Source organism: Pseudomonas sp. S2_F03, assembly GCF_054668335.1.
This window is the reverse complement of record NZ_CP162759.1, coordinates 2,635,040-2,654,693: the sequence shown is the minus strand read 5'-3', so window position 1 is coordinate 2,654,693 and position 19,654 is coordinate 2,635,040. Positions and strand designations below refer to the sequence as shown.

General features: G+C 59.5%; 17 protein-coding genes and 2 pseudogenes. 13 read left to right on the top strand and 6 right to left on the bottom strand.

The window, feature by feature from the left end; translation table 11 throughout:
* Positions 1-118: 118 nt before the first annotated feature.
* The 4 genes from AB4N76_RS12550 (at position 119) to AB4N76_RS12535 (ending at position 4,236) form a co-directional block, all read left to right on the top strand.
* Entirely contained in the window at positions 119-1,216 is a 1,098-nt protein-coding gene (locus AB4N76_RS12550; protein WP_046032292.1) for a polyamine ABC transporter substrate-binding protein, read from the top strand.
* 73 nt (positions 1,217-1,289) lie between these two features.
* A complete protein-coding gene (locus tag AB4N76_RS12545; protein WP_046032293.1) occupies positions 1,290-2,432 on the top strand; it encodes an ABC transporter ATP-binding protein in 1,143 nt (380 codons plus the stop codon).
* Positions 2,433-2,467: 35 nt separating this feature from the next.
* Positions 2,468-3,349 (top strand): ABC transporter permease subunit, encoded by an 882-nt coding sequence (locus tag AB4N76_RS12540; RefSeq protein WP_175649027.1) that lies wholly within the window; start codon positions 2,468-2,470, stop codon positions 3,347-3,349.
* Positions 3,346-4,236, top strand: coding sequence for an ABC transporter permease subunit (locus AB4N76_RS12535; protein ID WP_046032295.1), 891 nt, complete (start codon positions 3,346-3,348; stop codon positions 4,234-4,236). Before AB4N76_RS12540 ends, AB4N76_RS12535 begins: the two co-directional genes overlap by 4 nt.
* Positions 4,237-4,299: 63 nt before the next feature.
* On the opposite strand, the gene AB4N76_RS12530 is transcribed toward AB4N76_RS12535, so the two are convergent.
* Positions 4,300-4,941: an HD domain-containing protein gene (locus tag AB4N76_RS12530; RefSeq protein WP_109785672.1), complete on the bottom strand. Its 642-nt coding sequence runs from the start codon at positions 4,939-4,941 to the stop codon at positions 4,300-4,302.
* 310 nt (positions 4,942-5,251) lie between these two features.
* Here AB4N76_RS12530 and AB4N76_RS12525 point away from each other — a divergent pair, with 310 nt between their 5' ends.
* Positions 5,252-6,217 (top strand): GlxA family transcriptional regulator, encoded by a 966-nt coding sequence (locus AB4N76_RS12525; protein ID WP_460164505.1) that lies wholly within the window; start codon positions 5,252-5,254, stop codon positions 6,215-6,217.
* A 135-nt stretch (positions 6,218-6,352) separates the two neighbouring features.
* On the opposite strand, the gene AB4N76_RS12520 is transcribed toward AB4N76_RS12525, so the two are convergent.
* Positions 6,353-8,764 carry a penicillin acylase family protein gene (locus AB4N76_RS12520; RefSeq protein WP_460164504.1) on the bottom strand — a complete coding sequence of 804 codons (2,412 nt, stop codon included), beginning with the start codon at positions 8,762-8,764 and terminating at the stop codon, positions 6,353-6,355.
* A 103-nt stretch (positions 8,765-8,867) separates the two neighbouring features.
* Positions 8,868-9,446, bottom strand: coding sequence for a DUF6436 domain-containing protein (locus AB4N76_RS12515; protein WP_109785669.1), 579 nt, complete (start codon positions 9,444-9,446; stop codon positions 8,868-8,870).
* Positions 9,447-9,543: 97 nt separating this feature from the next.
* Here AB4N76_RS12515 and bipL point away from each other — a divergent pair.
* A pseudogene (gene bipL / locus AB4N76_RS12510) lies at positions 9,544-10,492 on the top strand (phospholipase BipL).
* A 46-nt stretch (positions 10,493-10,538) separates the two neighbouring features.
* On the opposite strand, the gene AB4N76_RS12505 reads toward bipL, so the two are convergent.
* Positions 10,539-11,291, bottom strand: a complete 753-nt coding sequence (locus AB4N76_RS12505) for a DUF2059 domain-containing protein (RefSeq protein WP_046032301.1) — start codon at positions 11,289-11,291, stop codon at positions 10,539-10,541.
* Positions 11,292-11,399: 108 nt separating this feature from the next.
* Here AB4N76_RS12505 and AB4N76_RS12500 point away from each other — a divergent pair, with 108 nt between their 5' ends.
* On the top strand, positions 11,400-12,032 hold the full coding sequence (locus AB4N76_RS12500; protein WP_046032302.1) for a 2OG-Fe(II) oxygenase: 633 nt from the start codon (positions 11,400-11,402) through the stop codon (positions 12,030-12,032).
* 2 nt (positions 12,033-12,034) lie between these two features.
* Positions 12,035-12,520, top strand: a complete 486-nt coding sequence (locus AB4N76_RS12495; RefSeq protein ID WP_077431091.1) for a 2-thiouracil desulfurase family protein — start codon at positions 12,035-12,037, stop codon at positions 12,518-12,520.
* Positions 12,521-12,657: 137 nt separating this feature from the next.
* Here AB4N76_RS12495 and AB4N76_RS12490 read toward each other — a convergent pair.
* Positions 12,658-13,241 (bottom strand): annotated as a pseudogene (locus AB4N76_RS12490) (transporter substrate-binding domain-containing protein).
* A gap of 135 nt (positions 13,242-13,376) precedes the next feature.
* Here AB4N76_RS12490 and AB4N76_RS12485 point away from each other — a divergent pair.
* Positions 13,377-13,802 carry a DUF4399 domain-containing protein gene (locus tag AB4N76_RS12485; RefSeq protein ID WP_046032305.1) on the top strand — a complete coding sequence of 142 codons (426 nt, stop codon included), beginning with the start codon at positions 13,377-13,379 and terminating at the stop codon, positions 13,800-13,802.
* A gap of 75 nt (positions 13,803-13,877) precedes the next feature.
* On the opposite strand, the gene serA is transcribed toward AB4N76_RS12485, so the two are convergent.
* Positions 13,878-15,107: a phosphoglycerate dehydrogenase gene (serA, locus tag AB4N76_RS12480; RefSeq protein WP_046032306.1), complete on the bottom strand. Its 1,230-nt coding sequence runs from the start codon at positions 15,105-15,107 to the stop codon at positions 13,878-13,880.
* 204 nt (positions 15,108-15,311) lie between these two features.
* Here serA and AB4N76_RS12475 point away from each other — a divergent pair, with 204 nt between their 5' ends.
* From AB4N76_RS12475 to AB4N76_RS12460, 4 genes are all read left to right on the top strand, one after another.
* Positions 15,312-16,706: an FAD-binding oxidoreductase gene (locus AB4N76_RS12475; protein WP_046032307.1), complete on the top strand. Its 1,395-nt coding sequence runs from the start codon at positions 15,312-15,314 to the stop codon at positions 16,704-16,706.
* A 36-nt stretch (positions 16,707-16,742) separates the two neighbouring features.
* A complete protein-coding gene (locus AB4N76_RS12470) occupies positions 16,743-17,408 on the top strand; it encodes a fumarylacetoacetate hydrolase family protein (RefSeq protein WP_223522971.1) in 666 nt (221 codons plus the stop codon).
* A 258-nt stretch (positions 17,409-17,666) separates the two neighbouring features.
* The gene (locus AB4N76_RS12465) at positions 17,667-18,593 is read left to right on the top strand and encodes an SdiA-regulated domain-containing protein (protein ID WP_046032309.1); all 927 of its coding nucleotides are present in this window, start codon (positions 17,667-17,669) and stop codon (positions 18,591-18,593) included.
* Between the two features lie 103 nt (positions 18,594-18,696).
* Entirely contained in the window at positions 18,697-19,614 is a 918-nt protein-coding gene (locus AB4N76_RS12460) for an SdiA-regulated domain-containing protein (RefSeq protein WP_460164503.1), read from the top strand.
* The last annotated feature ends 40 nt before the right edge of the window (positions 19,615-19,654 follow it).

Below are 19,654 nucleotides of genomic sequence, written 5' to 3'. Positions count from 1 at the left end.
AAGTTTTGCTGGAACGGTTTTTCGAGGGTAAGTTGCGCGCCGGTTTTGTTGCTGGGCAACCACGGTTGTCATGTAACGCGGGGCAACTTGGGCCCAACTAATTTTAGAGGACCTCCACTTGCCTATTTTTTCTTTGTTTCGCAATGCCTTGCTGGCTGGCGCCGGACTGACACTTGCCGTCAGTGTCCAGGCCGCCGGCACTGTGCATATTTATAATTGGTCGGACTACATCGGTCCGACCACCCTGGCGGACTTCCAGAAAGAGACCGGCATCAAGCCGGTCTATGACGTCTTCGACTCCAACGAAACCCTGGAAGGCAAGTTGCTGGCCGGGCGTACCGGTTACGACGTGGTCGTGCCGTCCAACCACTTCCTTGGCAAGCAGATCAAGGCGGGCGCCTTCCAGAAACTCGACAAGTCGAAGCTGACTAACTATTCCAACCTCGACCCGGTGCTGCTCAAGCGCCTGGAGCAGAACGATCCGGGCAACCAGTACGCGGTGCCGTACCTGTGGGGCACCAATGGCATCGGTTACAACGTCGACAAGATCAAAGCCGTGCTGGGCGTCGACACGATCGATTCATGGAGCGTGCTGTTCGAGCCGGAGAACATCAAGAAACTGCACAGCTGCGGCGTGGCGTTTCTCGATTCGGCCGATGAAATGATGCCGACCGTGCTCAACTACATGGGCCTGAACGCCAACAGCACTGATCCCAAGGATTATGAAAAGGCCACCGCCAAGTTGCTCGCCGTGCGGCCGTACGTGACTTACTTCCATTCCTCCAAGTACATCTCGGACCTGGCCAACGGCGACATCTGCATCGCCATCGGTTTCTCCGGCGACATGTTCCAGGCCCGCAACCGTGCGGAAGAAGCCAAGAAAGGCGTGAACATCGTCTACACCATTCCCAAGGAAGGCGGCGCTCTGTGGTTCGACATGCTGGCGATTCCCAAGGATTCGGCCAACACCAAAGAGGCCCACGCGTTCATCAACTATTTGTTGAAACCCGAGGTGATCGCACAGGTCAGTGATTCTGTTGGCTATGCGAATCCCAACCCTGCTTCGGACAAACTGATGGAACAGTCCATCCGCACAGACGAGTCGGTTTATCCACCGCAAGCAGTCCTCGACAAGACCTACGTGTCGGTCGAATTACCACCGAATATTCAACGTTTGATGACCCGCAGCTGGACCAAGGTCAAGACGGGTAAATAGCTTCAAGGCTCAAACTATCCAAGGTTGGCTCACCTTGAGCGAACTGCACTCTTTTTTTCTGGGAGTTTCGTAAATGGCAGTTGCCTCCGGCGCCTATAAGAAAGCCCTCGAGGGCGACCAGTCACCTAAACAGGTGCTGGTCAAAATCGACCGGGTCACGAAAAAGTTCGACGAGACGATTGCCGTGGACGATGTGTCCCTGGAAATCAAGAAAGGCGAAATTTTCGCCCTGCTCGGCGGTTCGGGATCGGGCAAGTCCACGTTGCTGCGCATGCTCGCTGGCTTCGAACGACCAACGGAGGGGCGCATTTTCCTCGACGGCGTAGACATCACTGACATGCCGCCGTACGAGCGGCCGATCAACATGATGTTCCAGTCCTACGCCTTGTTCCCGCACATGACCGTGGCGCAGAACATCGCCTTCGGCCTCAAGCAGGACAAGCTGCCTGCTGCCGAAGTCGATGCGCGCGTGGCCGACATGCTCAAACTCGTGCAGATGAGCCAGTACGCCAAGCGCAAGCCGCATCAGTTGTCCGGTGGCCAGCGTCAGCGTGTGGCACTGGCGCGCTCGCTGGCCAAGCGACCGAAGCTGTTGCTGCTCGACGAGCCAATGGGCGCCCTGGATAAAAAGCTGCGTTCGCAGATGCAACTGGAGCTGGTGGAGATCATCGAGCGCGTCGGCGTAACCTGCGTCATGGTGACCCACGACCAGGAAGAGGCCATGACCATGGCCGAGCGCATCGCGATCATGCACCTGGGCTGGATTGCCCAGATCGGCAGCCCGATCGACATCTACGAAACCCCGACCAGTCGCCTGGTCTGCGAATTCATCGGCAACGTCAACATCTTCGACGGTGAAGTGATCGACGACGCCGAAGGTCACGCGACCATTACCTGCAAGGACCTGGATCGCCAGATCTACGTGGGCCACGGCATCAGTACCTCGGTGCAGGACAAATCCGTGACCTACGCGATCCGTCCGGAAAAACTGCTGGTGACGCCGACGCAGCCGACCTGCGAATACAACTGGTCCAGCGGCAAAGTGCACGACATCGCCTACCTCGGCGGGCACTCGGTGTTCTACGTCGAGCTGCCAAGCGGCAAGATCGTCCAGTCATTCGTCGCCAACGCCGAGCGCCGCGGTCAGCGCCCAACCTGGGGTGACCAGGTTTACGTGTATTGGGAAGACGACAGCGGCGTGGTACTTCGCTCATGAACATGCGCAAATTCAAACGCCGCCTCAATCGAATAATTCCCGGTGGCCGTCAGCTGGTCATCGGGGTTCCGTTCATCTGGCTGTTCATGTTCTTCATGCTGCCGTTCTTCATCGTCTTGAAGATCAGCTTCGCCGAAGCCGATGTGGCCATTCCGCCGTACACCGAAATCTACAACTTCGTCGACCAGAAGCTGCAGGTGCTGCTCAACCTCGGCAACTACGCCATGCTGGCGGGCGACGAGTTGTACATCGCCGCTTACCTCGGCTCGTTGAAGATGGCGCTGATCAGCACCGTCCTCTGTTTGCTGATCGGGTACCCGATGGCCTACGCCATTGCCAGTGCCCGTAAAGAGCTGCAAACGGTCCTCGTGCTGCTGATCATGATGCCGACCTGGACCGCCATCCTGATCCGCGTTTACGCGTGGATGGGCATCCTCAGCAACAACGGTCTGCTCAATGGTTTCCTGATGAGCATGGGCTGGATCAGCGAACCGCTGCAGATCCTCAACACCAACCTCGCCGTCTATATTGGTGTCGTTTACTCCTATCTGCCATTCATGATCCTGCCGCTCTACGCCAACCTGGTCAAACACGACCACAGCCTGCTGGAAGCCGCATCCGATCTGGGTTCTAGCACCTTCAACAGCTTCTGGAAAATCACCATTCCGCTGTCCAAGAACGGCATCGTCGCTGGCTGCATGCTGGTGTTCATTCCGGTGGTGGGCGAGTTCGTGATCCCGGAACTGCTCGGCGGCCCGGAAACCCTGATGATCGGTAAAGTGCTTTGGCAAGAGTTCTTCAACAACCGTGACTGGCCCGTGGCGTCAGCCCTGGCGGTGGTGATGCTGGCGATCCTGATTGTGCCGATCATCCTGTTCAACCGCAGTCAGGCCAAAGAAATGGAGGGCAAAGAATGAAGCGCTTCAGATTCTCAAGCTTGATGCTGGTGCTGGGTTTGCTGTTCATCTACGCGCCGATGCTGATCCTGGTGATCTACTCGTTCAACGCCTCAAAACTGGTGACGGTGTGGGGCGGCTGGTCGATCAAATGGTACGTCGGGTTGATGGACAACACTCAGTTGATGGGCTCGGTGGTGCGCTCGCTGGAAATCGCCTGCTACACGGCGGTGGCGGCGGTGGCGCTGGGTACATTGGCCGCGTTCGTCCTGACCCGTATCACCCGCTTCAAAGGTCGCACGCTGTTCGGTGGCCTGGTCACCGCACCGCTGGTGATGCCCGAAGTCATCACCGGTCTGTCGCTGTTGCTGCTGTTCGTGGCCATGGCGCAGATGATCGGTTGGCCACAGGAACGCGGCATCGTCACTATCTGGATCGCCCACACTACGTTCTGTGCGGCGTATGTGGCGGTGGTGGTGTCGGCGCGTTTGCGTGAGTTGGACTTGTCCATCGAAGAGGCGGCCATGGACCTTGGTGCGAGGCCGTGGAAGGTGTTCTTCCTGATCACCATCCCGATGATCGCGCCCTCGTTGGGTGCCGGCGGCATGATGTCTTTCGCGCTGTCGCTGGATGACCTGGTGCTGGCGAGCTTCGTCTCGGGGCCGGGTTCCACGACCCTGCCAATGGAAGTGTTCTCGGCGGTGCGTCTGGGCGTGAAACCGGAGATCAACGCCGTGGCCAGCCTGATTTTGCTGGCGGTATCGCTGATGACGTTCCTGGTCTGGTTCTTCAGCCGTCGTGCCGAAGAGAGCCGCAAGCGTGCGATTCAGCAGGCCATCGAAGAAGGCGCTGCCGACTCCTGGAAGCAACCGGACGTACGCCGCGCGCAGGCGCCGGAAGCGGCTTGATCTACGGATGATCGTTCCCACGCAGAGCGTGGGAACGATCAGTAACCCAAATCCCCTGTGGCTTCATGCCAACCAAGGGGATTTGCGGATGATCTCGACGAAGTTCATCGGCTTGAAACCCGCCTCGCTGTCGACCAGCACATCGGCGTTCACCGTGCCGAACGTAGTATCCGGCTTGTGCTTGAAGCCGTTGGCGAACGCACACAGGATGCATTCCTTGAAACCTTCACCCCGTGGATGCGCATGCACCACCGCCTCACGCTGCACGGTGGAAAACGCCGCGTAGTCGATGCCCAGCACATCCATTTCAACCCCGGCGGTCACCAGCGCCACATTCGGGCGCAAGTGTTGCGGCACACCCGGCGTGGTGTGCAATGCAATCGACAGCCAGACTTGCTCGATATCGTCGTCGCTCAACCCGTAAGGCTTGAGGAATGCCTTGGCGGCATTGGCGCTGTCGACTTCAAAACGTTCGTCATCGCTGCGATGTCCTTCCACCAGGCCCAGGTCATGGAACATCGCGCCGACGTACAGCAACTCCGGATCGTAGGCCAGTTGCTTGCGTTCACCGCTCAACGCACCGAACAGAAACACCCGGCGCGAGTGGTGATACAGCAAGTCGGACTCGACATCGCGGATGTATTCGGTGGTGGCCTTGGCCAATGCGCTGTCGGGAATGTTGATACCGGCAATGATGCTGCTCATGGGTGCTGTCCTCGTGGGCAACGCCGTGGCGGCGCTGATGGAACAAGTCTGTTGCGCCACTCAAAACCGGACAATCGATCCATGGCTGCGATCCTTGCCAATGAACCTGCATATCGCGCCAACCTCGCTTGTTGCGCGTGGATTGGCTAAGTTTGATCACATCGAAGGTTGCGCACGGTCCATGTGGGAGCGAGCTTGCTCGCGATGGCGGTGTATCAGTCACCAGAGAGGGTGAATGTAAGTCCGCTATCGCGAGCAAGCTCGCTCCCACAGGTTTTGTGTTTGCCATAGTTAGAGGGCGTTTCCCGCCATGAGTAAAACCGTAGCCATCGTGGTCTTCTCCGGCGTTCAGTCCCTGGACGTTACCGGTCCCATGGATGTGTTTTGCGAGGCCAACCGCTTCCTCGAACCGCAAGACCATTACCGGTTGGAGGTGATCGGTGTCGAGCATGGGATGATGCCGTGTTCCAACGGTTTGTCGCTCAATGCTCACCGGCATTTCAGCGACGCGCTTGAGGCGTATGACCTGCTGCTGGTGGCCGGCGGCCCGCAATTACCATTCCTGGATTTCGGTGCGGTGTTCGATGCCTGGTTGCGTGGTGCCTGCGGGCGGGCGCAACGTTTTGGTTCGATCTGCAATGGCGCGTTCATGCTGGCGCGGGCCGGCCTGCTTGATGGGCGGACCGTGACCACCCATTGGAGCGATGCTGCCGCGTTGGCACAGTTGTGCCCGTCGACCCGGGTCGAGGCGGATCGCTTGTACGTGCAGGACGGCGAGCTCTACACCTCGGCCGGGGTCACTGCGGGGATTGATCTGTCGTTGTACCTGCTGGCCGGGGATCACGGGCCGGAAGTCGCGCTGCACGTGGCCAAGCGTCTGGTGGTATTCACGCAGCGCTCAGGCGGGCAATCGCAGTTCAGCCCGTTCCTCACGCCCCACGCCGAACCCACGTCGGCGGTGGCGCTGGTTCAGCTCTACGTGCTGGCGAACCTCACCGGCGACCTGACCCTCGCTGACCTGGCGAATGCGGCCAACATGAGCACCCGCAACTTTTCCCGTGTGTTTGCCAAGGAAGCCAAAATCACCCCGGCGGAATTTGTCGAACAGGCGAGGGTGGACGCGGCGCGGGTGCTGTTGGAAAGCACCCATTCGCCACTGAAAACCGTGGCCTACCAATGTGGATTTCGCGATGCCCAGCACATGCGCAGCGTGTTCAACCGTAGGCTGGGGGTGACACCGCAGCAGTTCAGGCAGAACTTTGCGGCGATGGTTTGAGCAGGCATTTCTGTCGTTTGTGAGGGCCTCATCGCGGGCAAGCCCGCTCCCACATTGGACCGCGTTCGAGCGGACAACTCAGTCACTTGTGGGAGCGGGCTTGCCCGCGATGACGGCAGCCGAAACAACAAAAATCTAAGGCGCAGCCCGCGCCGGCAAGAACTTCAACGTGCTGCGCGTATTGGCCGTGACTTCTTCATCGTTGAAGTGCGCCTCGTAATAAACCCCTTCGACATACGCCTCCGCCTGGTCATCGTAGTGGCTGTCGAACGGCACACCACTCTGGCCGACCGGGTTGATGGTCAGGCTGTGGGCCGGGTCGGCAAAGTCGACCAGGCGTCGCGTCGACGGGCCGTAAGTCACCGGCCACGGCGCCGGGCCGATTTTGGCCGAGAGGTTGTTCGGCACTTCATGCGTGCCGGGTGCCGCAAACGGCCCGACGTTGTAGATAAGGTCCAACGGCTTCTGCATGCCCAGTGGATGGCCGTGCGTCAGGGTGTGCGCCTTGCCCCACTGCCATTGAGCCGAATCCGCACCCAGCGTTGTCTTGAGGTGGGTGATGCTCGCTTGCCAGGCCACCTTGACCGTATCGGCGCGGGTTTCCTTGCCGAGGGTGTTGCGGTTGTCCCACCACGGCGAATCAGGCGTAGCGGCCAGACGTGGCAGCGCGGCGTCGATCACCCGGGTCGAGAGCAAAGTGTCGAAGAAATCATTGCCCAACTCATCGTGCATCGTCGCGTCAGCCAGGTTGAACAGGAACTGGTTGAACAGCGTCGCGCTGGTCGAATCCAGCGGGTAATCGCCTTTCCACTGCGCCAGTTGTTCCACCAGTTTCAGTTCGGCGGGATCGCTGACGACTTCACGCAGTACCGGCAACAACGGCGCCAATAGACGCGGGCCGTGCGCCGTGGTGGTGCCCAGTTGCAGCTTCTGGCTGGCGTCGATGTCCCACTTCACGTTCTTGTCACTGAGCTGGCGATTGAGCTGTTGGCCGCGATCGGCAAGGTTGTAGTAACCGGGGATCTCCGTGCCGGTCGGCGATAGCGGCTGGAAGTTGGCTGAGACGATATAGCCGCGTGGCGGGTTCTCTTCCTGCGGGTTGGCGCTGAACGGGTAAAAGCCGTCCTTGTCCGCCTGATTGGTGCTGCCGTCGAGGATGAAGCCGGGTTTCACCCCGGTCGGGCGTTTGGGCAACAGCGCCGCCGCCCACCAGCCGATGTCGCCCTTGGCGTTGGCGTAGACAATGTTCAACCCCGGCGCCTGAACCTTGGCGGCGGCGGCGCGTGCCTTGGCCAGCGTGTCGGCGCGGTTGAGCTGGTAGAAACCTTCGAGAATCGGGTTTGGCGTTTCAAGGAACGCCCACCACATGGCCACCGGCGTCTTGCCCGCCGCGGTGCCGAGTGCATCATTGATGATCGGGCCATGGGGCGATTGACGCAGGGTCAGCGTGACCGGCTCCTGGCCCTTCACGGCAATTTTCTGTTCGGTGTTGACCATGTCCACCCACTTGCTGCGATACCAGACCTGGTTAGGGTTGTCCGGGTTGATCTTCTCGGCGATCAGGTCCAGATCGTCGTTCTGGAACATGGTCAGGCTCCAGCCGAAGTCCAGGTTGTGGCCGAGAAAGGCAAACGGCACCAAGGCCTGATGGTGGCCGTACAGCTCAAAGCCCGGCGCCGAGAGTTGTGCCTCGTACCAGACTGCGGGCACTGAAAAGCGAATGTGCGGGTCGCCCGCCAGCAGCGGTTTGGCGCTTTTGGTGCGGTTGCCGGAAATCACCCAGGCGTTGCTGCCTTCGAATTGGGGCAGGCCATTGTCGGCCAGCGCTTGTTCGCTCAGGCGGGCGAGGGCGTTCAGGTCTTTCCAGTCACTGGCTGTCAGTGTCAGGGCAGGTTTGGAATGCCCCTTGGCCAACACGCCTTTGGGCTGCCAGTCGAGGTCGAAGATGTTCAGGTAGTCGGCGCCCAATTGGTCGCGCACGAACGTCAGCAAAGGTTCGGTGCGGAACGCCGCGGCAAAGCTGTATGCCATGTAGCCGGCGACGCTGATGCTGTCTTGCGCCGTGAACGGACGCTTGTGGATGCCCAGCACGTCGAACTCGGCGGGCGCGGCGTGAGTGTCCTGATATTGATTGATGCCGTCCAGGTACGCTTCCAGCGCCTTCCATGCCGGCGACTGCCGATCCAGCGACGCCACGTAGCTGTCGGCCCGCTCACGAATGCGCAGGCTGCGGAAGAGTTTGTCGGTCTCGATCAGTTTCGGTCCGAGGATTTCGGCCAGTTCACCCCGGGCCAGGCGCCGCATGGCTTCCATCTGGAACAAGCGGTCCTGGGCTTGCACATAGCCGAGGGTGCGGTAGAGGTCGGCTTCGTTTTCCGCGCGGATATGCGGCACGCCACGCTCGTCGTAACGCACGGTCACCGAACCTTGCAGGCCTTGCAGTTCGACCAGGCCCTGACGCGACGGCTGTTTGCTGTACACATACCCGCCGACTCCGATGGCGAGCACGACAATCAGCAAGGCAAGTACGGTCAGGACGCGTTTCATGGTGACTCCTTGTTCTTATAGGTTTGCCGCCCGTGTGGGCTGCCAACATGTAGCACAGACCTTCCGTGCCGGGCATCGCGGTCCTGCAAAAGTCAGGAATGCCTTACTTCACTTCAACGGGCCATGGGCAATAACAACCAATGGCCAGCGTATGGGTAGCGTTCACCGCGCGACCTTCGCTCAGTGCTTGCAGAATGGGTTCGATGAAGCTGTTGTTCGAATTGCAGGTCAGGCCTTCGCTGTACGGGCCGAAGTAGGCCAGTTTGCCGTTGCGGTCCCAGATCGCCACGGCCGGGCTGGCGGGAATCTGTTCGGAGCCCGGCAGGACGGTAATGGTTTTCAGGCTGCTCAGTGTGGCGGGTAACTGGCCATGGCTGCCGGGTTTTTGCACTGCATAAAACTCGACGCCCTGCGGTACATAGCGCTCGACCAGTTCGCTCAGGTGTTGTTGATTGCCGACGTTGCACGGGCAGGCCGGGTCCCAGAAGTGCACCAGCCGGATGGCGCCGGGGCCGGCGAGGTCGTCGGGCAGGCGCAGCGGGTCACCGGAAAATACGGCGGTGTGTTCGCTGAAGGCTCGCAAGTAGCGTCCTTGAAACCAGTCATACGCGGCCCACAGGATGCCGGCGCACACGAGGGCGAGCAGGCTGGCAAGCAGTGTGGTGCGATAGGCCGGGCGCATGGGTTTCAATCCTCGAAGGTCGGCTAGCTTGCCATGCTTGCCGCGACAGATGAATATCGCAGGCCTATAAAGTCTGTTTACCGCTCTGGAATCGTTCATGTCAGCCACGTTTGCCCCCGATCATTTACGCGCCAGCCTGCGGCCATTGGCCGAAGGGCAGCCGTTGTCGACCGAGGCCATGGCGTATCAGCGTTTTTATGGCCTGGATTTTCCGGGGCGTACGCTGCGTGGGGGGCTGGGGCGTTTCGAGGTCGATGGCTATGAATTGGTCAGCCAGTTCTGGTGGCCGGAGCGGGCGAAGGCGACGTTGTTCATGTTCCACGGTTTCTACGATCACACCGGACTCTACCGCCATGTGATCGAGTGGGCGCTGGACCAGGGGTTTGCCGTAATCGCCTGCGACCTGCCGGGGCATGGTCTGTCCAGTGGCGAGCGGGCGAGCATCAAGGCATTCGCCGAGTATCAGCACACGCTAGAAGGGTTGTTCGCCGAGGCCTTGTCCATCGATCTGCCGCAGCCATGGCACCTGTGCGGGCAAAGCACGGGTGGGGCGATCGTGATTGATCATGTACTCAATCAAGGCTCTAACAGTCCCGCTCAAGGGCAGGTGATTCTGTTGTCACCCCTGGTCAGGCCTCGCGCCTGGGGTTGGTCCAAACTCAGTTATTACCTGCTCAAGCCTTTCGTCAAAGCCATCGCCCGGCGCTTCAGCGAGAACTCCAACGATCCTGATTTCTTGCCGTTCCTGCAGGCTGATCCTTTGCAGCCGTTACGCCTGCCCACGGCCTGGGTGGGGGCATTGGCGCGCTGGATCAAGCAGATCGAAGCCGCACCCAACAGCCCGCGCAGGCCGCTGATCGTGCAGGGGCAGGCAGACATGACGGTGGATTGGGAGCATAACCTTGGGGTGTTGAAGGCCAAGTTCGACCGGCCTCAGGTGTTGATGTTGCCAGAGGCGCGGCATCATCTGGCGAATGAGACGCTGGTGTTGCGGCAGGAGTAGTTTCGGGTTTTTGACCAAGCGGATCAAAGGCCGGAATTCATAGCGGCCGTTTTGGCCCCATCGCGGGCAAGTCGATCAGACAGCAAAAATCATTGGCTGAGGTTCGAAGTATTCTGCCCCACCGCCAACCCCGCCCGAATTGCCGCCAGTGCGGCCTGGTAATAGGCCTGGCCCTCGGTGGACTCGGCAAACGTGGCGAATTCTTCCAGTTCGTCATCCGACAGGTCGCGATACACGTAGAGCAGCGTGTTGTTCAGGTCGCTGCCGATCTGTTCCATCAAACGCTGACGCTGACCGTTCAACATCATCTGCGCCTGACCACCGCCCAACAGGCCGGGAATCATTGAACTCAGGCTGTCGGCCGCGACACCGGCAATGGCCAGGCTCACTTCAGCGCCCGCCTCGCGAGCGGGCAGGGCCTGGGCCAGGTGGCCGATGATCAATTGACGGCTATCGCTGGCCTGAACCTTGGGCAGACCCTTGGCGTTTTTCGCCAGTTGATCACGACGGGTGGCCAGCAGTTCGGCGGCTACGACTTTTTTGCCCAAGGGCGATTGAAAGAAGGCCAATGCCGGTTTGGGATCAGCGAGGCTCTTGCGCAATTGCGCTTCGGCACGCTGATCGACGGACTGGGGAGCGAAACGCTGATTGCTGTTATTCACCAGCGCCTGAAACACGGCCGGTGGCAGGCTGCTTTCGTAGCGTTGTTGTGCGGCCGTGAGCGCGTCGTTGAAATGCGCACGTTGGTCTGGCCAGCCGGCGACTTTATACAACTGGTCGTGGCCGTCTGCCCAAGCGGGCAAAGCACAGAGCATCAACAGTGAAAAAAGCAAACGGCGCATAGGGACTCCTGTCGGCAGGCGACTATTCTCCGTGTGGCACCCGTACTTGTCGAGAATTCGTATCAACCCGCTGCGTGGCTCTGTCGGATTTTCAGGCACAGGAATACTATGCGCGGCATGCAAATACCCTCTGATCACCCGCTGCTGTTACGTATCGTTGATGACCTGGCTGCACATGGCTGGTCGCAGCAGAATATTTTCCTGCCTCTGGATCTGACCCGGGCGTTGGCGGCTGAGTGCCGTAAACGTGCAGCCGAGGGTGAACTGGCCCCGGCCGCCGTAGGCCGAGGCCCGTCATCGGAAGTTCGCGAGGGGATTCGTGGTGACCACATCCAGTGGATCGATCCGGGCCAGGCCGAAGCCTGCGACAGCTACCTGGCGCTGATGGACAGCCTGCGTGAAGCACTGAACCGCGGCTTGTTCTTGGGCCTGGAAGATTTCGAAAGCCACTTCGCGATGTACCCACCCGGCGCGTTTTACCTCAAACACGTCGACCGTTTCCGCGATGACGACCGGCGCATGGTGTCGGCCGTGGTGTATCTCAATGACGGCTGGCTGCCTGAACACGGTGGTCAGTTGCGCATGTACCTCGACGACGACCGCGCCTACGACGTGCAACCTATCGGCGGTTGCCTGGTGGTCTTCCTCTCGGGCGAAGTGCCCCACGAAGTCCTGCCCGCCACCCGGGATCGCCTGTCGTTGACCGGCTGGTTCCGGCGTCGGGGTAACGAGCCGTTCTGATCATGCAAAAGATTCTGGTAAGCCGCTGCCTGCTGGGCCATCGCGTTCGTTACGACGGCGGGGGGAGCGGGCCATTCGATCAGCTTCAGCAATGGCTGGATGAGGGCCGGGTCGTGCCGCTGTGCCCCGAGGTGGCCGGCGGCTTGCCAACGCCGCGGGCAGCGGCGGAAATCCCGGGCGGGCAGGGCGGTGAAGTGCTTGATGGCCACGCCGGCGTGATCACCACCGAAGGTGCGGATGTCAGTGCCGAGTTTCTGTCGGGGGCGTATCAGGCGCTGGCACTGGTGCAACAGCATGGCATCCGCATCGCCGTGCTCAAGGCCAACAGCCCGTCTTGCGGGAATTTGCTGACGTATGACGGAAGCTTCAGCGGCGTGAAGGTGGCGGGCGAAGGTGTGACGGCGGCGTTGCTCAAGCGCAATGGTGTGCAGGTATTCAGCGAGTTGGAGTTGACCGAGGCGGCGGCAGCCCTGACAACCTTGGTTTGAAGTCCAACACAAAACTAATGTGGGAGCGGGCTTGCTCGCGAAGGCGGGGAGCCAGACACATTGATGTCGACTGACACTCCGCCTTCGCGAGCAAGCCCGCTCCCACATTAGATCTCCAACAGTCGTACATCCTGAAATCAGGGTTTCGGTGTCACGCTCGTATCCGCCGTAAACCACTTCTTCTCCAGCGCCGCCATCCGGCCATCGTCCTTGATCCGTTGCAGCGCGTTTTCCAGGCTGGCGTGAAACGCCGGGTTACCTTTCTGAAACGGAATCGCCAGGCTCACGGGTGCGGCGGCTTTCGGTTTCGCATCAGTCAACGACTGCACCAGCAACATTGAGCGCGGTTCTTCTTTCTGCGCGATCAATTGCGTGGTGGTTTGAACGTAAGGTTCGCTGAAATCGAAACGATCCGAGAGCGCCGAGGTCACTGTAATGTGATTGATGGCTATGTCGTACTTGCCGCTTTCAACGCCAGTCAGCAGATCGCCCGAATCGGTGACGACGAAGTCGGCCCGCACATCGAGCTCGTTGGCCAGCAGTTGACCCAGCTCGACTTCGAAGCCGGTGAGCTTGCCTTCATCCTTGAAGTTGAAGGGCGGTGTATTCGCTTCAAGAGCGATGCGCAGTTCGCCGCGGTCGTTCACGTCGTCAATCAGTTCGGCATGAGCCAAAGGGCTCAAAGGGGTAGCAGACAGATCAGGCCAGGCAAAAAGCGCATGGTCACTCCTTTGAATTTATTATCGCGACCCTCTGGTTCAGGTTCGCTTTGCTATGGTTGTCGAGTGCCTTCGACAACGATTGACCATGAAGTTGTATTGGTCACGCGGATTTTACGGAAAAACAGGAGAAGAGAATGAAAACCTTTATGTCACGTGCTGCTTTGGCTGGCCTGCTGATGGGTGTTTCGGTGTTGGCCAGTGCTGCTACACCGGCGCCCAAGGGTGCTGAAGTATCCATCGTTTCTCCTGAAGACGGGGCGACGGTGCCGCAGACTGTCGTCGTCAAGTTCGCGGTCGAGAACGTTGCGCTGGCGCCTGCGGGTGATACCACCAAGAACACCGGCCATCACCACTTGCTGATCGATGTCGATGAACTGCCAGCCGCCGGTACGCCGATCCCCAAAGATGACAACCACAAACATTTCGGCAAAGCCGAGACCCAGGCTGAAATAACGCTGACGCCGGGCAAGCACACCTTGCAGCTGGAACTGGGCGACAGCAACCACATACCGTTCGATCCGCCGATCGTGTCGAAAAAGATCACCGTCAACGTGAAGTAACCTGCTCGGAATAAAGAACCGCGCCCATGAAAAAGGAGACCACTAGGTCTCCTTTTTTTGTCGCTCAAGTCGCTATCAGAACAACACGCGGCAACGAATGGTGCCGTTGATGTGCTGCAGCTTCTCTTGCGCCAGGTCCGAGTACTCGGCGTCGACGTCGATTACCACGTAGCCGACTTTCTCGTTGGTCTGCAGGAACTGACCGGAGATGTTGATGCCGTTTTCGGCGAAGACCTTGTTGATCTCGCTGAGCACGCCCGGAATGTTTTCGTGGATGTGCAGCAGACGGTGCTTGCCAGGGTGAGCCGGCAGGGCCACTTCCGGGAAGTTCACGGACGATACCGACGTACCGTTGTCGCTGTACTTGACCAGTTTCTCTGCCACTTCCAGACCGATGTTGGCCTGGGCTTCAGCGGTGGAGCCACCGATGTGCGGGGTCAGGATCACGTTGTCCAGACCACGCAGCGGGCTTTCGAACTCTTCGTCGTTGGAGCGAGGCTCCACCGGGAACACGTCGATGGCCGCGCCGATCAGGTGCTTGTCCTTGATGGCTGCAGCCAGGTGGTCCAGCTCGACCACGGTGCCGCGAGCGGCGTTGATCAGGATGCCGCCTTTCTTGATCGCGCGGATTTCCTTCTCGCCCATCATCCACTGGGTGGCGGCGGTTTCCGGAACGTGCAGCGAGACGATGTCGGACATCGCCAGCAGCTCGTGCAGGTTGCCTACCTGAGTGGCGTTGCCCAACGGCAGCTTGGTGATGGTGTCGTAGAAGTACACCTGCATGCCCAGGCCTTCAGCCAGGACCGACAGTTGCGTACCGATCGAACCGTAACCGACGATACCCAGCTTCTTGCCGCGGATTTCGAAGGAGTTGGCCGCGCTCTTGATCCAGCCGCCACGGTGGCAGGAAGCGTTCTTCTCAGGGATGCCGCGCAGCAACAGGATCGCTTCAGCCAGCACCAGCTCGGCTACGGAGCGAGTGTTGGAGTACGGTGCGTTGAACACCGCGATGCCGCGTTCGCGAGCCGCGTTCAGGTCAACCTGATTGGTGCCGATGCAGAAACACCCTACAGCCACGAGCTTCTTCGCGTGATCGAAGATCTCTTCGGTCAGTTGCGTGCGGGAGCGAATGCCGATGAAGTGCGCATCAGCAATCTTTTCCTTCAGCTGGGCTTCCGGCAGAGAACCGGTGAGGTACTCAATGCTGGTGTAGCCCGCCGCCTTGAGGACGTCGACAGCCGATTGGTGGACGCCTTCGAGAAGAAGGAACTTGATCTTGCTCTTATCGAGAGAAGTCTTGCTCATCTGCGTAAACCTGTATCCCGGAGAAAAATGGCAGGAAATGGTCAACAGATGCTGACCCGGACGGCAAGAAAGCCGTCGCCGCAGAACAGCCGTTGGGCACTATCCTGCGGGGTCGATATGCTAGCATAGGCGCCCCGCTAAACACTCATTCCTGCGACGTGAAGCGTTCTCAGGATGACCATGAATTGTTCGAGAGTTCTGTCGATGACCAATCCTGCCCTGATTGATGAGCTGAAGACCCTGGTTGAGCCTGGCAAGGTGCTGACCGATGCCGACTCCCTGAATGCTTATGGTAAGGATTGGACCAAGCATTTCGCCCCGGCCCCGACGGCCATCGTGTTTCCCAAGACCACCGAACAGGTGCAGGCCATTGTCCTGTGGGCCAATAAACACAAGGTGGCGCTGGTGCCGTCCGGTGGTCGCACCGGGTTGTCCGCCGCTGCGGTGGCGGCCAATGGCGAAGTCGTTGTGTCCTTCGACTATATGAACCAGATCCTCGACGTGAACCTCACTGACCGCACGGCCGTATGTCAGCCAGGCGTGGTCACTGAGCATTTGCAGAACGTCGCCGAAGAAAAAGGCCTGTACTACCCGGTGGACTTCGCTTCGGCAGGGTCCAGCCAGATTGGCGGCAATATCGGCACCAATGCCGGCGGGATCAAGGTCATTCGCTACGGCATGACCCGTAACTGGGTCGCCGGCATGAAAGTTGTGACCGGCAAGGGTGATGTGCTGGAGCTGAACCGCGACCTGATCAAGAACGCCACTGGCTACGACATGCGCCAGCTGTTCATCGGCGCTGAAGGCACCCTGGGTTTTGTGGTCGAAGCGACCATGCGCCTGGACCGTGCGCCGAAAAACCTGACCGCGATGGTCCTCGGTACTGCCGATTTCGACGCGATCATGCCGGTATTGCACGCGTTCCAAAGCAAGCTCGACCTGACGGCCTTCGAATTCTTCTCCGATAAAGCGCTGGCCAAAGTCATGGGCCGCGGCGATGTGCCGGCGCCTTTCGAAACTGATTGCCCGTTCTACGCGTTGCTCGAATTCGAAGCGACCACCGAAGAAGTGGCCAACCACGCCCTGGAAACCTTCGAGCACTGCGTCGAGCAGGGCTGGGTACTGGACGGCGTGATGAGCCAGAGCGAAACCCAGCTGCAGAACCTGTGGAAGCTGCGCGAATACATCTCCGAAACCATTTCCCACTGGACGCCGTACAAAAACGACATTTCGGTCACTGTGTCGAAAGTCCCGGCGTTCCTGAAGGAAATCGACGCGATCGTCGGCGAACACTACCCGGACTTCGAAATCGTCTGGTTCGGCCACATTGGCGACGGCAACCTGCACTTGAACATCCTCAAGCCGGATAACCTGAGCAAGGACGAGTTCTTCGCCAAGTGCGCAACCGTCAACAAGTGGGTGTTCGAAACCGTCGAGAAGTACAACGGCTCGATCTCCGCCGAGCACGGCGTGGGCATGACCAAGCGTGATTACTTGACCTACAGCCGCTCGCCGGTTGAGATCGAGTACATGAAAGCCGTCAAAGCGGTGTTCGACCCGAACGGCATCATGAACCCGGGCAAGATCTTCGCTGTTTGATTTTCGAACGTTAAGAGCACGAATCAGGAGTCGGTAATGAGCTATCAGCACCAGTATGTCGACGGTACGCGTATTCACTTCCCGCTGGGGAAAGTGGTGTGCATTGGCCGTAACTATGCCGAACACGCCAAGGAACTGGACAACCCGGTGCCTACCGAGCCGTTGCTGTTCATCAAGCCGGGCAGTTGCGTGGTGCCGCTGGACGGCGGTTTCAGCATTCCGACCGAGCGTGGCTCGGTGCATTACGAGGCGGAAATCGCTGTATTGATCGGCAAGTCGTTGTCGACCAAGCCGAGCCGTGAGGAAGTGCTGGACGCCATCTCCGGTTTCGCGCCAGCCCTGGACCTGACGCTGCGCGACAAACAGGCCGAGCTGAAATCCAAGGGCCTGCCTTGGGAAATCGCCAAGTCCTTCGATGGCGCGGCGGTGATCGCGCCGTTCGTGTCCGGCAGTACCTTTGCGGACCTGACCGACATCGGCATCCGCCTGACCATCAATGGCGAAGTGCGCCAGGACGGCAACAGCAGCGCAATGCTCAACCCGATCGTGCCGATGATCCAGCACATGGCCGGTTGCTTTTCGCTGCAGGCCGGTGACGTGATCCTGACCGGCACGCCAGTGGGCGTTGGCCCGCTGAATGTCGGTGACGAGATCGTCCTGGAACTGCCGGGCGCGAGCCGCTTCACCAGCAGCGTTCGCTAACCCAAACACCGCAAACCCCCGTAGGAGCCGAGCTTGCTCGCGATGGCGTCAGCACATTCAACCTGGATGTTGAAGGAACGACCGCTATCGCGAGCAAGCTCGGCTCCTACAAGGGTTTTGTGGTTGGCCGCCGTAGGGCCTTCCTGTCATTTGCCGATTTTTTCACATGTTCTCTGGATAATTCCGGGGCGTTCGGCGTCTGAGCCGGCCCCAATTGTGCTATTACCCCTAGCCTGAATTTCTGGAACGCATTCCCCGATGGCCACTCCTCCGCTTTCCACGTTTAAACCTGCCCGCCGCTCGCGCTTCGCGCTGCGTTGGTATACCTGGCTACTGTTGGTGGCCGTTGTCGCCTACGGCGTCGCCTTTGCCATGCATTGGGATGCGCGAGGCGTGCTCTGGGTGAAAGAGCAATTCAAGAGCCCGGCCGAGCGCCAGGCCAGTATCTGGCTTCCGGACTACCGGGCAGTGATCGATGCCAAGCCGTTGCCGGGCATGGAAAAGGACGAAGCATCGGACCTGTCTTACGATCCCCAGACCAAGACCCTGTTTTCGGTCATGGGCAAGAACCCGTTCCTGGTCGAATTGAACCTGCAGGGCGATGTGTTGCGCAAAATGCCGTTGGTCGGCTGGAGCAACCCTGAAGGCGTCACCGTGCTGGGCGATGGTCGGTTGGCCATTGTCGATGAACGCGAGCATCTGATCGCTATCGTCAAGGTTGACGCCGACACCCGCGAACTGAACATCGCCGACTTCCCGAAATACGACCTCGGCCCTTCCAAAGACCAGAACAAGGCCTTCGAGGGTGTCACCTGGGATCCGCGCAATCAGCAACTGGTGCTGGGCGAAGAGCGTCCGCCGGCCTTGTTTACCTGGAAAGGTGACGGCAAGGTCCTGACCGGTGACAAGCTGAAACTGGCCAGTCATGCGTTGGATATGCGCAACCTGTCGGCACTGGCCATCGACCCGCGGACCGGCCACATGCTGGTGCTGTCCGCCGATTCGCACCTGTTGCTGGAGCTGGACAAGAAGGGTGAACAGGTCAGTTTCATTACGCTGCTGCGTGGCTTCAACGGCCTGAAGAACACCATTCCCCGGGCCGAAGGCGTGACCATGGACGAAGCGGGCACCTTGTACATGGTGAGTGAGCCGAACCTGTTCTACCGCTTCGAAAAGCAGAAATAAGCGCCGAAAACCCGCAGTTGTGGTCGCAGGCTACGGGCCATTAAGCTTGAATTCATACGGGCGTGATATTTCATCCGCCCGTTTTGTTTTCGAGCTGGCCTGAATGCAACGACTTGCCCGTCCCAAACCCCTTGTCCTGATCCTGACGGTGATTGCCCTGATCGCGCTGGTTGCGATCGGCCAATACATGCGCTTGTTCGAGCGTACCTGGTTCAACCTGCAGACCCTTTGGCAGCCGCAGAGCAGCGAATCCATCGGCCTGGATCAATACCGGGTGGAAATCGAAGCACGGGTGATCGACGGGCTGGACGATAACGTCTCGGCGCTGACGTTTGATCCGGTGCGCAAAAGCCTGTTCACGGTGACCAACAAAAACTCTGAGCTGATCGAGCTGTCGCTTGAGGGCAAGGTCCTGCGGCGTGTGGCGTTGATTGGCTTCGGCGACCCGGAAGCGGTGGAGTTCATCAGCGCCGACACCTACGTGATCACCGATGAGAGCCAGCAGCGGCTGATCAAGATTCATCTGGAGCAGGACACCACTTTCCTCGACGGGGCGGATGCCGAACAGATGGTCCTTGGCGTGCACATGGGCAGTAACAAGGGGTTTGAAGGGTTGGCGTACGATTCGGTGGGCAAGCGCCTGTTCGTCGCCAAGGAACGCGACCCGATGCTGATCTACGAAGTGCAGGGCTTCCCGCATTACAACCCGGAGAAATCCTACGCCGTGCACGTGGTGAACAACCCCAAGCGCGATGCGGGGATGTTCGTGCGGGACCTGTCGAGCCTGCAATACGACGAGCGCAGCGGTCATCTGCTGGCGCTGTCTGACGAGTCGCACCTGATTCTGGAGCTGGATGTGGACGGGCGACCGCTGAGCACCCTGTCATTGATCAAGGGGCGCCAGGGTTTGCAAAAAACCGTGCCGCAAGCGGAGGGCATCGCGATGGATGACGAGGGTACGATGTACCTCGTCAGCGAGCCCAATCTGTTCTACGTCTTCAAAAAACCAACACAACCCTAAAAACACCCCAAAACCACTGTGGGAGACATGCACAGATTGT

Coding starts and splice junctions, on each gene's coding strand:
- AB4N76_RS12495 (WP_077431091.1), top strand. CDS start 12,035: ATGCAAAAGATTCTGGTAAGCCGCTGCCTGCTGGGCCATCGCGTTCGT.
- AB4N76_RS12520 (WP_460164504.1), bottom strand. CDS start 8,764: ATGAAACGCGTCCTGACCGTACTTGCCTTGCTGATTGTCGTGCTCGCC.
- AB4N76_RS12515 (WP_109785669.1), bottom strand. CDS start 9,446: ATGCGCCCGGCCTATCGCACCACACTGCTTGCCAGCCTGCTCGCCCTC.
- AB4N76_RS12460 (WP_460164503.1), top strand. CDS start 18,697: ATGCAACGACTTGCCCGTCCCAAACCCCTTGTCCTGATCCTGACGGTG.
- AB4N76_RS12505 (WP_046032301.1), bottom strand. CDS start 11,291: ATGCGCCGTTTGCTTTTTTCACTGTTGATGCTCTGTGCTTTGCCCGCT.
- AB4N76_RS12545 (WP_046032293.1), top strand. CDS start 1,290: ATGGCAGTTGCCTCCGGCGCCTATAAGAAAGCCCTCGAGGGCGACCAG.
- AB4N76_RS12535 (WP_046032295.1), top strand. CDS start 3,346: ATGAAGCGCTTCAGATTCTCAAGCTTGATGCTGGTGCTGGGTTTGCTG.
- AB4N76_RS12465 (WP_046032309.1), top strand. CDS start 17,667: ATGGCCACTCCTCCGCTTTCCACGTTTAAACCTGCCCGCCGCTCGCGC.
- AB4N76_RS12530 (WP_109785672.1), bottom strand. CDS start 4,941: ATGAGCAGCATCATTGCCGGTATCAACATTCCCGACAGCGCATTGGCC.
- AB4N76_RS12485 (WP_046032305.1), top strand. CDS start 13,377: ATGAAAACCTTTATGTCACGTGCTGCTTTGGCTGGCCTGCTGATGGGT.
- AB4N76_RS12470 (WP_223522971.1), top strand. CDS start 16,743: ATGAGCTATCAGCACCAGTATGTCGACGGTACGCGTATTCACTTCCCG.
- AB4N76_RS12525 (WP_460164505.1), top strand. CDS start 5,252: ATGAGTAAAACCGTAGCCATCGTGGTCTTCTCCGGCGTTCAGTCCCTG.
- serA (WP_046032306.1), bottom strand. CDS start 15,107: ATGAGCAAGACTTCTCTCGATAAGAGCAAGATCAAGTTCCTTCTTCTC.
- AB4N76_RS12500 (WP_046032302.1), top strand. CDS start 11,400: ATGCGCGGCATGCAAATACCCTCTGATCACCCGCTGCTGTTACGTATC.
- AB4N76_RS12475 (WP_046032307.1), top strand. CDS start 15,312: ATGACCAATCCTGCCCTGATTGATGAGCTGAAGACCCTGGTTGAGCCT.